We start from the raw sequence: 14549 nt of genomic DNA on the forward strand, positions 1-14549 counted from the left end.
CTATGAAAAAACGCCCCATTCCTGCGCACAATAAGAGCACTTATCAGGAAGGGGCGCTTTGCTATGAACGTTCATCTCCAGAATACCCGTGCCCGCGTGCGGCTGGTCAGCTTCCTCACTGCCGGCGTACTGGTGCTGGCAGGCTTCGCCATACAGGGCAGGATGCAGGCCAACCGGTACCGCCGCCTGCTGGACAAGACCTATGAATACGCCTTTGCCCAGCTGACCACCTCGGTCTCCGGGCTGGATGCCGCGCTGCAGAAGGGAGTATACGCCACCTCGCCCACCCTGCTCTCCTCCCTGTGTACCGACGCCTTCAGCCAGGCGCTCTCCGCCCAGACCGCCCTGGGCTCTCTTCCCTACGGAAATGTGGAGCTGGAGCAGACCGCCGCCTTTCTGGCCAAAACCGGCGACTATGCCATGGCCCTCTCCCGCTGCGCCGGGCAGGGGCTCTCCGGGGAGCAGCGGGAGACCCTCCGCGCCCTGTCCGGACAGGCCTCCTCCCTCTCTCAGACCCTGCATGCCCTGGAGACCGACCTGTACGCCGGGACTGTGTCCCTGGAGGATCTGGACGAGGCCCAGAGCCGGCTGTCCCGGGCCACTGAGGACGGCGCGCCCAACACTGCCGGTTCTTCCTTCCAGGAGATCGAGCACGAGTTCCCTGAGCTGCCCACCCTCATCTATGACGGCCCCTTCTCCGACCACATCGCAGACCGCTCTCCCCGGATGCTGGAGGGCGCGGAGGCTGTGAGCCGGGACGAAGCCCGGGCCAGAGCCGCCGCCTTCTTCGGGCTCTCTCCCGCTCTCTTCACCCCGGAGTCCGATGGGGCGGGACGCATCCCCACCTGGAGCTTCTCGGCGGCGGTGGACGGCGGGACGCTGTGGGTGGAGGTCACCAAGCAGGGCGGCCAGGTGCTGGAGGTCCTCAGCGACCGGCCCCTGGGCCCGGCAGTCCTCTCACGGGAGCGAGCCGTGTCCAGGGCCCGGGACTTTCTCTCCCGCAACGGCTATCCCGACCTGACCGAGACCTATTTTATCGACCAGGGGAACGCCCTCACCATCAACTTTGCCCCGGAGGAGAACGGCGTCCTCTGCTACCCCGATCTGATCAAGGTGACGGTGGCGCTGGACAGCGGCTCTATCATCGGGCTGGAGGCCGGGAATTACCTGATGAACCACCAGCAGCGGCAGCCGGCTGCCCCGGCGGTCTCCCTGTCCAACGCCCAGACCATGGTCACCGATGGGCTGCGCGTCCTCTCCCACCGGCTGGCCATCATCCCCACTTTCGGCGAGAACGAGGTCCTCTGCCATGAATTCAAGTGTGAAAACGACGACGGACAGCACTATATCCTCTATGTCAACGGCCAGACCGGCGCCCAGGAGCGCATCCTCATCCTGCTGGAGGATGAAAACGGCACGCTGGTGCTGTGACAGAAAAAGAGCCGGCGCGGTATCCGCGCCGGCTCTTGGTCTATCGTGACATTCCCCGTCTTATTTCTTTTTGATCTCGTCCCAATACCGCTTCGCGGCCTGCTCCGTCTTGTTCTCGGCATACTCGTAGTACTTCCGTCCCGCCAGCGCGTCGGGCAGGTACTGCTGGTCCACCCAGTGGTTGGGAAAATTATGGGGATAGAGATAGCCCTGCTCCCGCTCCATGCCCGCCGAGTCGGCGTGCTTATTCTGGAGGTGGCGGGGGTAATCTCCGGTCTTGCCCGCCTTTACGTCGGCCATGGCCAGGTCCAGCGCGATGTGGCCGGAATTGGACTTGGGGGCGGTGGCCATGAGCACCGCCGCGTCCCCCAAGGGGATACGGGCCTCGGGCAGACCCAGCATATTGGCCGCGTCCACGCAGGCCTTGACGATGGGGATGATCTGGGGATAGGCCAGGCCCACGTCCTCGCAGGCGATGACCATCAGCCGGCGGCAAGCCGACACCAGATCCCCCGCCACCAGTAGCCGGGCCAGATAGTGGCAGGCCGCGTCGGGGTCGGAGCCCCGGATGGACTTCTGGAGGGCCGAAAGGATATCGTAATGATCGTCCCCCTCCCGGTCGTACCGCATGGCGGAGCGCTGCGCTGCCGTCTCGGCGTCAGCGCGGGCGATGAAGCGGCCGCCCTCCTCCCGCCGGGCGGAGTTGACCAGCAGCTCCACCGCGTTCATGGCCTTGCGCACGTCCCCTCCGCAGGCCTGGGCGATGTGCTCCACCACACCGTCCTCCCAACGGAGAGCCTCGCCGGAGCGCTCCTCCATCAGCCGCAGGCCCCGGAGGATGGCGGGGGTCACGTCGGCGGCCTCCAGCGGCTTGAATTCAAAGACCGTGGCCCGGGAAAGCACGGCGTTGTACACATAGAAATAGGGATTTTCGGTGGTGGAGGCGATGAGGGTGATCTTACCGTTCTCCATGAACTCCAGCAGGGACTGCTGCTGCTTTTTGTTAAAGTACTGGATCTCGTCCAGATAGAGCAGCACTCCCTCGGGGGCCAGCATGGTGCCGATGTCGGCGATGATGTTCTTGATATCCGAGATGGAGGCCGTGGTGGCGTTAAGCCGGTGGAGGGGCCGGTTGGTCCGCCTGGCGATGATGTTGGCCACCGTGGTCTTTCCGGTGCCTGAGGGGCCGTAGAAGATCAGATTGGGGATGCTGCCGCTCTCAATGATCCGCCGCAGCAGGCCCTCCTCTCCCAGAATATGCCGCTGTCCCACCACCTCGTCCAGGCTGGCGGGCCGGATCTCGTCCGCCAAAGGGCGGTACGTCATGGCAGACACCTCCTCATACGGTAAAATAGCGCGTCAATGTGTTTTTATATTCTAACACATGTTCGAGTGTCCGTAAAGGGGGCGCGCCGGTGGTTTTTCCCGCCTGCGGGCGGGGAATTTGTCCTCGCCGGACGGGCCGCCTGCCCCGCGGGCAAAAAATCCCCGGAGCGCCGTTTCAGCGCTCCGGGGATTGTGTCGACCACCAATAGGATCAGGTATACAGGCCAGCCTCGCACAGACCGCACTTCAGTCCAAAGGACACTGCCGTCTGTCTGGTCTCGTATTCGATCTTCATCTCCAGCACACCGTTCAAATTCACATGGAAATCCACCGGCTCCTGATCCTGGCTCATCTCAGGCGAGGTATAGAGCAGCTTGCCGTCTCCATAAACACGGAACACACCTGTAAGCTGGCTCGCGCTGTCCAGCTGCCTGCGGGCCAGAGTGCCGGCAAACGCGGAGTATTGACCGTTGAGCTTATAGACCGCGTTAAAGCTGCGATCCATCAGGATGGCCCCATAATGCGTGTCCCCAAGGTTGTCAGTCACATCCTGAGGTTTGTTCAGGATGCGCTCTGCATTCTGGCTTGAAATACTGAAATAGTCCATATCCTTCAGATAGACAGAGGGGGTGTCGGAGGCGTGCTTGCCCAGATAGGCGCTCTGGGTGGCGGCATCATAGTACACCGGCTTGCCCACGGCCTCAGCCACCGCCCGGAGGGGCAGGTAGGTGCTGCCGTTGTACACGATGGCCTCCACCGGCTGGCCGTTGGCGTCGGTGGGATTGAATTTCGCGTCGTCCAGATAGATGTCGATGCCGGTATAGACCTTGATGGTCTTGGCGGCCAGGGCGGCCCCGGCGGGGGTGGCCAGGGCAAAGATCAGGACAGCGGCGAGGAAGCCGGTGAGGAAGCCCCGGATATTGTGCGTGCGTTTCATGGTTCATCTCTCCTTTTTGTTTTGGTTCCCACTGCGGCAGCGGCAGGGGAGCGCGCCTGCCCCCGGCGTGCTGCCGCATTTTTTGCTTTCCGCCCCCATTATAGCGCATATAATTTCCAAATGCAACCATTTTCGTGCATCAAGCCCTGTTTCCGGTGAAGCAGGGCTTTTTCTGTTCTTCTTTTCCGTCCGCGGGCAAAAAATCCCCGGAGCGCCGTTTCAGCGCTCCGGGGATCCGGGTCAAAGGCAGGAAGGATCAGGTATACAGGCCAGCCTCGCACAGGTAGCAGTTCTGCATGTTATAATAACTGGTCTCATACTCAATCTTCATCTCCAGCACGCCGGTCAGATTCACATGGAAATCCACCGGCTCCTGATCCTTGGTCATCTCAGGAGAGCTGTAGAGCAGCTTTCCGTCACCATAGACGCGGAACACTCCCTTATTGTTAGAGGCGCTGTCCTGCTGGGCGCGGGTCAGGACGCCAGTAAAGGCTGAATACTGGCCGTTGAGCTTATAGACCGCATCAAAGTTGTATCCCACCACGATGGCCTCATGGTGAGCAGCCCCCAGATTGTCCGTCACATCCACCGGATTTTTCAGACGGTATCCTGCAGTATCTGTGGAAACACTGAAATAGTCCATATCCTTCAGATAGACAGAGGGGGTGTTGGAGGCGTGCTTGCCCAGATAGGCGCTCTGGGTGGCGGCGTCATAGTACACCGGCTTGCCCACGGCCTCAGCCACCGCCCGGAGGGGCAGGTAGGTGCTGCCGTTGTACACGATGGCCTCCACCGGCTGGCCGTTGGCGTCGGTGGGTTTGAATTTCGCGTCGTCCAGATAGATGTCGATGCCGGTATAGACCTTGATGGTCTTGGCGGCCAGGGCGGCCCCGGCGGGGGTGGCCAGTGCGAAGATCAGGGCGCTGCACAGAGCGCCTGCCAGAAAGGTACGGACATTTTTCATCGCGGGATTCTCCTTCTCTTTTGAATTTCCGCGGAGCCCGGGAGAGTAAAGGAGCGGGCCCGGCCGCCGCATTTTGTATGGCTTTTTTATTATACTGCATTTTATTTCGGATGTCCAACTAAATATGCTCCCCGCCCGATCCGGACACAAACTGCCGCCGCAGGCATTCGAAGGCCTCCACATGAAGCCGCTCGTCCAGGAGGATGCGCCGCAGGTTGGCCCGGATGTTCTCGTCCCCAATCCAGCGCAGCTGGCTCTCATATTTGCGGATGGCGGCCTGCTCGCCGCGGATAGCCTCCTGCAATAAGGGTCCCAGCTTCCGGACATACTGGTTGTACTCGGGGCTCCACCACATCCGCCGCCCACGCTGTACGCTCCACAGCCGGGGATCGGCCCCCAGCTGCAATGCCAGTGTCCCGAAGATCTCCATATGGTGCATCTCCACGATGCTCACCTCATGAAACAGCGCCGCCGCCTCGGGCACGCCGGTGGTGACCAGGTGGTTATAAAAGTAGAGCGATACCGCCGACATCTCGGACACCACCCCGCCCATGTTGCTGAGCATGGCCCGGGCATACCGCCCGTCCCGGCCCTGGGCCCGCACCTCCGGATATGGCTCCGGCGACCGGCAGGGGCCGCCGCATGGTACGATCTCCATCTTCCCACGCTCCTTTCCCGCGTTGTTTTCCCTCCACTCTATGCACTGCCGTCCCCTGCTATCCCTGTGAGATCCGTAAAAAATTGTAATCTAATTTTAATAATTATATCTTTTTATTCTGTTGACTATATCTAGTCATGAGTGGTATACTAAGAGCAGCCAAAGGGCAAATCCATTTCAATGTCAGGTGACTGCTATGAACTGTGAACACACGCTTCCCGCCCGCTCCGGCGATCTCTATTATCATCCCCGGCCCCGGAAGGACCGGGCTCACAGGCTGGCCCACGAAAAGGGCCGGGACCCCTATGACGGGCTGCGGCCCTGGTCGGCCATCACCCACGGCATCGGGGCGGTCCTGGCCGTCATCGGCACCGCTGCCCTGCTGCTGCGGTGCTTCCGGCTGGGGCTGGACGGATGGCATATGGCCTCCTTCCTGATCTACGGGCTGTCTATGGTGGGGCTGTACACGGCAAGCACCCTCTACCACTGCCTCAACACCGGCGTGAAGGGCCGCATCGCCCTGCGCAAGTATGACCACAGCTCCATCTGCTTCCTCATCGCCGGGTCTTATACTCCGATTTGTCTGGTTCCCCTGCGGACCTGCGGCGCCTGGGGCTGGACGCTGGTGACCGTGATCTGGCTGCTGGCCGCCGCCGGGCTTGTGCTGGCCCTGTGCTGGATCACCGCCCCCCGCTGGGTCTCCGCCGGGCTCTACCTCTTCATGGGATGGCTGGCAGTCATCGCCCTCTATCCCCTGCTGCGGGTCCTCCCCGCTGCCGGCTTCTTCTGGCTGCTGGCGGGCGGCGTGCTGTACACCGTGGGCGGCATACTCTACGCCGTCAAATGGCCGGGCCGGAACAATCCCCGCTTCGGCTGCCACGAGATCTTCCACGTCTTTATCCTGCTGGGCAGCGTCTGTCACTTTGTCCTGATGTACCACGTGGTGGCTTTTCTGTGATCCACACAAGAACGCCCCCGCCGGGCACAGCCCGGCGGGGGCGTTTCCGTGTCTGGGCACGGTGGACAGGAACAGGGCGGTGTGATACAATAGAGCATCATTTGGAATGGAGGAGCGCATGGAACTGACACACATCAACGACTGCTATACCCTGAACAACGGGGTGCGCATCCCCTGCGTGGCCTTCGGCACCTACAAGGCGGCGGACGGAAAAAGCGCGGAGATCATCCGCACCGCCATCCAGGCGGGCTACCGCAGCTTCGACACGGCCTCCTTCTACGGCACCGAGCCCTATCTGGCCCAGGCCGTCCGGGAGAGCGGAGTGCCCCGCTCCGACTTTTTCTACACCTCCAAGGTCTGGAAGGCTGAGATGGGCTATCATCAGACGCTGGAGGCCTTCCGGCGCACCCTGGACAACCTGGAGACCGACTATCTGGACCTGTACCTCATCCACTGGCCCCTGCCCGCCCCGGACTGCCGGGACTGGCAGGCCCTGGACCTGGAGACCTGGCGCGCCATGGAAGAGCTCTATGCCGCCGGGAAGGTCCGGGCCATCGGCGTGAGCAACTTCCTGCCCCACCATATCGAGAACCTTCTGGAGCATGGCTCCGTTCCCCCGGCGGTGGACCAGCTGGAATTCCACCCCGGCCACACCCAGGAGGCGGCGGTGCGCTACTGTCAGGCCCACGGCATCCGGGTGCAGGCCTGGAGCCCCATAGGCCGCTCCCGGGTGCTGGAGGACCCCCTGATCCTGGAGCTGGCCGCCAAATACCGGGTCTCCCCCGCCCGCATCTGCCTGCGCTACGCGGTGGAGAAGGGCGTGATCCCGCTGCCCAAATCCTCCTCCCTGCCGCGCATGAAGGAGAATCAGGACCTGTTCTCCTTCTCCCTGTCCGCCGGGGACCTGCACCGGCTGGACACCATGCCCCCCGTTGGCTGGTCGGGCGAGCACCCCGACCGGGAACGGGTCTATTTGAACTGAGAAAGGATGATCCCAATGGAACACGTCGCATGGATCGGAGCGGGCGTCATGGGCAAGCCCATGGCAGGCCATCTGGCCGCCCACGGCTACCCCGTCTCCGTCTACACCCGCCGGTATGAGACTCTCTCCGGCGTGGAGGAGCAGTACGGCCTTTGTCCCTGCCGCACCATCGCCCAGGCGGTAGAGGGCGCCAAATACATCTTTGTCATGGTGGGCTATCCCCGGGACGTGGAGGAGGTCTTTACCTCCCCCGACGGCATCCTGGCCCACGCCGCCCCCGGCGCCCTGGTCATCGACATGACCACCTCCTCCCCCGCCCTGGCCCAGAAGCTCTATGAACTGGGGAAGGCCAGGGGCGTCCGGGTCATGGACGCTCCCGTCTCCGGCGGCGACAGCGGCGCCCGGAACGCCACCCTCTCCATCATGGCCGGCGGCGACCGGGCCGACTTTGACGAGGCCGCGCCCCTTTTCGCCTGCATGGGCAAGAGCGTCCACTACATGGGCCCCGCCGGCTTCGGCCAGCACACCAAGGCCGCCAACCAGATCGCCGTGGCCGGGGCTACCGCCGCCTATACCGAAGCGCTGGTCTACGCCCGGACGGTGGGTCTGGACTGCCAGGCCATGCTGGACGCCATCGGCGGCGGCGCGGCCGGCTCGTGGCAGATCGCCAGCATGGCCCCCCGGGTCCTGAAGGGAGATCTGGCCCCCGGCTTCTTTATCAAGCACTTCATCAAGGACATGAAGATCATTCAGGAGGAGTGCGCCCGGCGGGGCGTGGAGCTGGAGGCCCTGAACACCGTCTGCTCCCTCTACGAGCAGATGGCGGCCGACGGGCTGGAAAACGACGGCACCCAGGCTCTCATCAAATATTATGACCAGCACTGAGCAAAAAAGTCCGGCCTATTGGCCGGACTTTTTTGCTCACGGACGCGGAGACTGTTATGCCCCCGGCATACCGAAGGAGCAAAACTCTTCCCGGCTGCCCCGGAACACATTCAGGTCTATGAGGGGCTGGTGGCCGTCATAGCCCTCCAGCCGGGCGGTATGGCTGTACTGCCAGAAATCCCAGTCGTGGAGCATGGGTGCCACAACAGGACTGCTGATCCACAGGGGATAGTCCCGGTACTCCCGGCCCGACAGGTAGAGCTGCCAGGAGCGGTAGGTGGCGTACAGGATGGGCTTGACGCCGTAGCACTCCTCCAGCCGCTCCAGCAGGGGGTCCAGAATGGCCTTCACCCGCTCCGCCCCGGCGGGCTCCTCCAGATAGGGGCCATAAAACTCGATATCTACCACCGGCGGCAGGGCCCCGGGCGTCACGGGCACGGCGGCAATGAAATTCTCCGCCTGCCCCTCGCCGGGACTGTCATAGCTGAAAAAGTGGTACGCACCGGGCCGGATGCCGGCGGCCTGGGCGCCTGCCCAGTTCTCTGCAAAACGCACGTCCCGCAGCCCGCTGCCCTCGGAAGCCTTGATGAACGCGAAGTCCACCCCCTGCTCCGCCAGAACCGGCCAGTCTATCTGTCCCTGATAGGTGGACACATCCACGCCAAAGACCTGCCACTCCTCCGGGTCCGCCTCATGGGGCATGAGGATCAGCCCCCGCCAGCGCAGAAAGGCCAGGGCCAGCGCTGCCAGTACCGCCAGCACCGCCGCCAGCAGCAGAAGGCGGCCCAGTATGCGAATGATGGCTCTGATGGTCTTCACAACTCTTATCACACCTTATCCCTGGATAGCGCGGCCAGCTCCGTGCCGGTAAACCGCCTTGTGATCGCTTCAGCAGACACTATCATAATGCCCCGTTACAGCTTTGGCAACCCCCCATAACAGAGAAACCGCCCGGGAAAGATCCCCGGACGGTTTTTTCAACCCATATTTTGACGGTCTCCGCCGGCTCAGTGGGCAGTCCTGCAGCAGGCGCACAGGCCGCGGAACAGAAGCTCATGCTCCCTGATCTGGTGTCCACTGTGCTCCAGCGCCTCGTGATCCAACTTCTCATAATAGGGAATATCCACATCATATACCCGCCCGCACCGGTCACACTGGAAGTGACAGTGGGGCTCCGTGTCGCCGTCATAGCGCTCCACCGGGAAGGCCAGCCGCCGTATGCGCCCCTCATCCGCCATCAGATTCAGATTGCGGTATACTGTTCCAAGGCTCAGGTTGGGGTTGTCCGGCTTGAGCCACTGATACACCATCTCCGCCGTGGGGTGCTCCGAAGTACCTATGAGCGTTTCATAGATCAGTTCACGCTGGCGGGAATAACGTTTGCCGTTCATGGTACACCTCACTTTTAATCAGTAACTATTATTGTTATTAATATATCAGTCTTTCCTCTTTTTTTCAAGAGCTTTCAGTAAAATTTTTTATGGCGTATTTTCCGGCGAAGCGTCCATACTATGGGACGGATGGAGATTCCGACATCACAATCACTTAGGAGGCTTTGGAATGAGACGAATCCTGAGCACGCTCTGTCTGACCCTGGCCTTGGCGCTGACCGCGGCGGGCTGCGGCGCCAGCAATGCGCCCCAGAACACCGCCACGCCCAGCGGGACTCCCGGCACCACCGTCAGCCCCAGTCCTACACTGAATCCCAGCCATTCCCCCGCGCCCAACCCCACGCTGAGCCCCAGCCCTTCGATCCATCCCAACAACACCACAGCTCCCGACCAGACCAACAATCCGGTGGGTGATGTGGCCGGCGGTGTGGGCAACGCTGCCGGGGACGTGGCCCGCGGGGCGGGCGACATGGTCCGCGACGCGGCCAACGGCGTGGGCGACGCCGCCCGTGATATCGGAAACGGCGTCCGCCAGGCGGCCCGGTAAAGAAAAGAGGTGTGGATCGCTCCACACCTCTTTTTCTCTTTCTCCCGTTCCGGGAGCGGAATCAATAATTCTTGGACTGCAGCTCAAAGTAGGCCTGGGGATGGGCGCACACGGGGCAGACGCCGGGGGCCTCCTTGCCCACATGCAGATGGCCGCAGTTGCGGCACTTCCATACGTACACGTCGCCCTTCTGGAAGACCTGGCCGTCCTCCAGATTCTTGAGCAGGGCACGGTAGCGCTCCTCATGCTCCTTCTCGATCTTGCCCACGCCCTCGAACAGGAAGGCCAGACGGGCGAAGCCCTCCTCCCGGGCGGTCTCGGCCATCTCCCGGTACATCTGGGTCCATTCCTCGTTCTCACCGGCGGCAGCGGCGAGCAGGTTGGCGGCGGTGTCACCGATGCCGGAGAGTTCCTTGAACCACAGCTTGGCGTGCTCCTTCTCATTGCCGGCAGTCTCCTCAAAGATGGCCGCGATCTGCTCGTAGCCCTCCTTCTTGGCCTTGCTGGCAAAATAGCTGTACTTGTTGCGGGCCATGCTCTCGCCTGCAAACGCCTTCCACAGATTGGCCTCGGTCTTGCTTCCCTTGAGTTCCATACGAGATCATCCTTTCTATGTTTGCTTTTATTTCTGCTCGCCTTTGGGCGCACAGATCCTGTTCAGCGCCCGCCTTTGCCCGGCCGGGCATTCTTTTTGGCCTTGGGCTTGGCCCACCCCGCCTTGCGCCGGGGAGCGGACTCGTTGTGCTCCACCCGCAGTCCGGCCTGCCTGAGTTTGGGCTTGCCTCCCTTTCCCTTCCGCTCCGGGCGGGCGTCCTGCTTTCCGCCGCCCCTGCGCTCTCCCTGGGGCGCTCCGCTGCCGGGACGGCCCGGCTCAGGCCGCACCAGGCAGTGCTTGCCGTAGCCGATCAGATCCTCCCGGCCCGCCTTGCGCAGGGCCTCCAGGATCAGGGGCCGCTTGTCCGGCCGCTTCCACTGCATCAGGGCCCGCTGCATGGCCTTGTCGTGGGGGTCGGTGGGGACGTATACCGGCTTCATGGTACGGGGATCGATGCCGGTATAGTACATGCAGGTGGACAGGGTGCCGGGGGTGGGATAGAAGTCCTGCACCTGCTCGGGCTGGCGTCCGGTCTTGTTGAGCCACTCGGCCAGTTTCACCGCGTCCTGGAGGGTGCAGCCCGGATGGGAGGACATGAGGTAGGGCACCACATACTGTTCCTTGCCGTAGCGCTGGTTGAGCCGGTCGTACTTCTGCTTGAATTTCTCGTAGACCTCGATATGGGGCTTGCCCATATAGTCCAGTACGCCGTTGACGCAGTGCTCCGGGGCCACCTTGAGCTGGCCGGACACATGGTGCTGCACCAGCTCGGCAAAGAACTCCCCGTTCTTGTCCTCCAGCATGTAGTCGAAGCGGATGCCCGAGCGGATGAAGATCTTCTTGATCCCCGGGATGGCCCGCAGCTCCCGCAGCAGCTTCAGGTAGTCGCTGTGGTCGGCATCCAGATTGGGACAGGGCGTGGGGGCCAGACAGGCCCGGTTTTTGCAAAGGCCGTGCTTGAGCTGCTTTTCGCAGGAGGGGTGGCGGAAGTTGGCGGTGGGGCCGCCCACGTCGTGGATATACCCCTTGAACCCGGGATGCTGTGTGAGCATCTTCACCTCCCGGATGACGCTCTCGTGGCTGCGGCAGGTGATCATCCGCCCCTGGTGGAAGGCCAGGGAGCAGAAGTTGCACGCACCGAAGCAGCCCCGGTTGTGAGCCACCGAGAAGCGCACCTCCTCAATGGCGGGCACGCCCCCCATGCTGTCGTACATGGGGTGGGGCTCCCGTGTGTAGGGCAGCTCGGCCACAAAGTCCAGCTCCGCCGTGTTCAGGGGCATGGCGGGCGGGTTGGTGATGAGCACCCGGTCCCCGTGGCGCTGGAGGATAGCCCGGCCCCGGATGGGGTCATGCTCCTCGTACTCCACCTTGTTGGCCAGGGCGTAGGCCCGCTTGTCGGTGGACACCTCCTCAAAGGAGGGTACCTCTACCATGGGATAGGAGCAGGCGGCGGGGCTGCCGGCCAGGAAGCAGGTGCCCTTCACGTCGGTGATCTCCCCCACCGGCGTGCCCGAGGCCAGCCGGGCAGCGATCTCACGGGTGGCCCGCTCGCCCATGCCGTAGGTCAGCAGGTCGGCCTGGCTGTCCACCAGGATGGAGCGGCGCACCTTGTCCTCCCAGTAGTCGTAGTGGGCGTACCGCCGGAGGGATGCCTCCAGTCCGCCGATGATGAGTGGAATATCCCCAAAAACCTCCCGGATGCGGTTGCAGTAGACGATGGTGGCCCGGTCGGGACGGAGCCCCGCCTTGTTGCCAGGGGAATAGGCGTCGTCATGGCGGCGCTTCCGGGCGGCGGTGTAGTGGGCCACCATGGAGTCGATATTGCCCGCCGAGAGCATCACACCCAGGCGGGGCCGGCCCAGGGCCGTAAAGGAGGAGGCCTTCTTCCAGTCGGGCTGGGCCAGGACGGCCACCCGGTACCCCTCGGCCTCCAGCACCCGGGAGATGATGGCAGGGCCGAAGGTAGGATGGTCCACATAGGCGTCGCCGGTGATGATGAGAAAATCATACCAGTACCAGCCCCGCTCCTCCATATCCGCTTTGGAAACCGGCAAAAATTGATTCATAGGTAACCCTCTCTGTCGTAGTCGTTTGGCGGGCGGTCACACCCGGATGTCCTTTTCCAGCAGATCCAGCGGCCCGTGGAAGCCCGGCCGGCTCCCCGTCCGGACGAACCCGCAGCCGGCGTAGAATGTTTGGGCCGGCCCGTTGCCGGGGGCGCAGAGCAGGCGCAGCTTCTCCCGCCCCATAGAGCGGTAGAGGGACACCGCCTGCCCCAGCAGCTGAGGCCCCAGGCGGCGGCCCCGGAACCCGGGCACCAGGGCCAGAAACTGGATGTAGCCCGCCTTTTCCGCCCGGTCCCGGTCCAGGTCCAGCTGGAGCACCCCCGCAGGCCGGTCGCCCAGCATGGCGCACCAGAGGGCACGGCGGTCCCGCGCGGCCTGCTCGGCCGCCTCGTCCAGAAAGGCGGCGCCGGCATAGCCCTCCAGATCGCCGTAGAGGCCCTGCCAGGCCTCCCGCCGCAATTCCAGGTAGAAATTTCCTTCCCTTTTTGCTTCCAGGGGCCGGAACCAGGCATTGGCGTCGGCCATCACGTTGTCCCGCTCCCTCCACCAGCGCTGGCGGCCCAGGGTGGAGAGCTCGGGAGGCAGATGGGAGTTGTCGTTGCGGAACACCAGCTCCGCTCTTCCGTCCTCCACCCGCATACAGGTGACGCCGGTGTTGTCGCAGTGGCCCAGCTCAGGCATTTCCGCCGTGGGAACCCCCAACACCTCGGCCTGGAGGCAGCGGATGATATCCCCGTGAGCAAAGACGGCCACGGTCTGTCCCGGGTGACGGGCGGCGATGTCCAGCACCGCCGCCATAATGCGCCTGCGGCCCTCGTCCCGGGATTCGCCGCCCTCGTTCTTCCACGCGGGATCGCAGCGGCAGTATTTGTCATACTGCTCCCGCTGGAACTCTATGACCTCGCCCCAGGTCCGGTCCTCCCACACGCCCATGTTCAGCTCCCGCAGGTCGCTGCGGGTGTGGAGCTCCAGACCCTTGGGCCGGTATACGGCGGAGGCGGTAGTCATGGTGCGGCACAGGTCGCTGGAATAAACCGCGTCGATGTGGATATCCTGAAAGCGCTTTTCCAGCGCGGCGATCTGGCGCAGGCCATTCTCAGTGACCCGTGCGTCATACCAGCCGTGGATGCGGCGGTAACAGTTGCCCTCCGCCTCAGCGTGCCGGACAATGTACAATGTGGTGGTCATAGGTATCTTCTCTCTTCCTCAATCGCGGATATCGTCCAGAGCCCGGAGGACCGCGTTCTCAAATTCCCCGGCCTCTCCCCGGTCGGCGTCCAGCAGGCCGCGGCCCCCGCCGCCGCTCACGCAGTGCAGCCGGGTCAGGCCCGCTCCCTCATAGTCATCCGCCGTCACGGTGAGGGTGATGCGCCTGTCGGCCACCGATGTCAGAGACAGGGAGAAGGGGCTCCCCGGCCGCCAGCAGTGCTTTTCGTACACCAGCACCACGCAGCGCCCGCCCTTGGGGTGGGACAGCTCATAGCGGTCCAGCAGCGCGCCGCCTGCACCGGTCACGGCGTCGTGGAGCTTTTGGATACAGGTCTACAGCTCCAGGGAGACCAAATTACTTTCCGCCATGGCCGTCACCATGGCTTCACGCCGCCGGTGAGTTCCGATACGGCGGAGAGGCCCTGCCGCGCGGCGATCTCCCGCAGGCCGTCCCGCACCTTGATGGGGGCGAAGGGATCGGCGAAGCAGAGGGAGACCAAATTACTTTCCGCCATGGCCGTCACCATGGCTTCACGCCGCCGGTGAGTTCCGATACGGCGGAGAGGCCCTGCCGCGCGGCGATCTCCCGCAGGCCGTCCC

15 protein-coding genes and 1 pseudogene are annotated in these 14549 nt (G+C 63.3%); 5 read left to right on the forward strand and 11 right to left on the reverse strand.

Annotated features, from left to right (window positions below):
* The first annotated feature begins 63 nt into the window (after positions 1-63).
* On the forward strand, positions 64-1431 hold the full coding sequence (gene ypeB / locus ACTNBZ_RS06780) for a germination protein YpeB (RefSeq protein ID WP_441208913.1): 1368 nt from the start codon (positions 64-66) through the stop codon (positions 1429-1431).
* A 60-nt stretch (positions 1432-1491) separates the two neighbouring features.
* Here the strand turns inward: ypeB and ACTNBZ_RS06785 are convergent, their stop codons facing one another.
* The 4 genes from ACTNBZ_RS06785 to ACTNBZ_RS06800 form a co-directional block, all read right to left on the reverse strand.
* Positions 1492-2757: a replication-associated recombination protein A gene (locus ACTNBZ_RS06785; RefSeq protein ID WP_441208914.1), complete on the reverse strand. Its 1266-nt coding sequence runs from the start codon at positions 2755-2757 to the stop codon at positions 1492-1494.
* A 211-nt stretch (positions 2758-2968) separates the two neighbouring features.
* On the reverse strand, positions 2969-3694 hold the full coding sequence (locus tag ACTNBZ_RS06790; protein ID WP_441208915.1) for an NPCBM/NEW2 domain-containing protein: 726 nt from the start codon (positions 3692-3694) through the stop codon (positions 2969-2971).
* A gap of 256 nt (positions 3695-3950) precedes the next feature.
* Positions 3951-4658, reverse strand: coding sequence for an NPCBM/NEW2 domain-containing protein (locus tag ACTNBZ_RS06795; RefSeq protein WP_441208916.1), 708 nt, complete (start codon positions 4656-4658; stop codon positions 3951-3953).
* 118 nt (positions 4659-4776) lie between these two features.
* Complete coding sequence (locus tag ACTNBZ_RS06800; RefSeq protein ID WP_441208917.1) at positions 4777-5316, reverse strand: ferritin-like domain-containing protein; 540 nt, start codon at positions 5314-5316, stop codon at positions 4777-4779.
* Positions 5317-5512: 196 nt separating this feature from the next.
* Here ACTNBZ_RS06800 and trhA point away from each other — a divergent pair, with 196 nt between their 5' ends.
* The 3 genes from trhA (at position 5513) to ACTNBZ_RS06815 (ending at position 8141) form a co-directional block, all read left to right on the forward strand.
* Positions 5513-6274, forward strand: coding sequence for a PAQR family membrane homeostasis protein TrhA (trhA, locus tag ACTNBZ_RS06805; protein ID WP_441208918.1), 762 nt, complete (start codon positions 5513-5515; stop codon positions 6272-6274).
* Positions 6275-6392: 118 nt separating this feature from the next.
* Positions 6393-7256: an aldo/keto reductase gene (locus ACTNBZ_RS06810; RefSeq protein WP_441208919.1), complete on the forward strand. Its 864-nt coding sequence runs from the start codon at positions 6393-6395 to the stop codon at positions 7254-7256.
* Between the two features lie 15 nt (positions 7257-7271).
* Positions 7272-8141 carry an NAD(P)-dependent oxidoreductase gene (locus ACTNBZ_RS06815; protein ID WP_441208920.1) on the forward strand — a complete coding sequence of 290 codons (870 nt, stop codon included), beginning with the start codon at positions 7272-7274 and terminating at the stop codon, positions 8139-8141.
* 54 nt (positions 8142-8195) lie between these two features.
* On the opposite strand, the gene ACTNBZ_RS06820 is transcribed toward ACTNBZ_RS06815, so the two are convergent.
* Positions 8196-8960 (reverse strand): glycoside hydrolase family 25 protein, encoded by a 765-nt coding sequence (locus tag ACTNBZ_RS06820; RefSeq protein WP_441208921.1) that lies wholly within the window; start codon positions 8958-8960, stop codon positions 8196-8198.
* A 188-nt stretch (positions 8961-9148) separates the two neighbouring features.
* Positions 9149-9532, reverse strand: a complete 384-nt coding sequence (locus ACTNBZ_RS06825; RefSeq protein WP_441208922.1) for a Fur family transcriptional regulator — start codon at positions 9530-9532, stop codon at positions 9149-9151.
* A 169-nt stretch (positions 9533-9701) separates the two neighbouring features.
* Between ACTNBZ_RS06825 and ACTNBZ_RS06830 the strand changes: the two genes are divergently transcribed.
* Positions 9702-10079 carry a hypothetical protein gene (locus tag ACTNBZ_RS06830; RefSeq protein ID WP_441208923.1) on the forward strand — a complete coding sequence of 126 codons (378 nt, stop codon included), beginning with the start codon at positions 9702-9704 and terminating at the stop codon, positions 10077-10079.
* 61 nt (positions 10080-10140) lie between these two features.
* On the opposite strand, the gene rbr is transcribed toward ACTNBZ_RS06830, so the two are convergent.
* The 5 genes and pseudogenes from rbr to ACTNBZ_RS06855 all read right to left on the reverse strand — a co-directional run.
* The gene (rbr, locus tag ACTNBZ_RS06835) at positions 10141-10674 is read right to left on the reverse strand and encodes a rubrerythrin (RefSeq protein ID WP_441208924.1); all 534 of its coding nucleotides are present in this window, start codon (positions 10672-10674) and stop codon (positions 10141-10143) included.
* A 62-nt stretch (positions 10675-10736) separates the two neighbouring features.
* Positions 10737-12740, reverse strand: a complete 2004-nt coding sequence (locus ACTNBZ_RS06840) for a YgiQ family radical SAM protein (protein ID WP_441208925.1) — start codon at positions 12738-12740, stop codon at positions 10737-10739.
* Between the two features lie 36 nt (positions 12741-12776).
* On the reverse strand, positions 12777-13928 hold the full coding sequence (locus ACTNBZ_RS06845; RefSeq protein ID WP_441208926.1) for a GNAT family N-acetyltransferase: 1152 nt from the start codon (positions 13926-13928) through the stop codon (positions 12777-12779).
* 18 nt (positions 13929-13946) lie between these two features.
* Positions 13947-14255, reverse strand: coding sequence for a DUF6054 family protein (locus tag ACTNBZ_RS06850; protein WP_441208927.1), 309 nt, complete (start codon positions 14253-14255; stop codon positions 13947-13949).
* Between the two features lie 68 nt (positions 14256-14323).
* A pseudogene (locus ACTNBZ_RS06855) lies at positions 14324-14549 on the reverse strand (hypothetical protein); the annotation flags it as partial.

Source organism: Pseudoflavonifractor sp. HCP28S3_F10 (genome assembly GCF_052065415.1).
In the GTDB taxonomy this organism is placed as follows: domain Bacteria; phylum Bacillota; class Clostridia; order Oscillospirales; family Oscillospiraceae; genus Pseudoflavonifractor_A.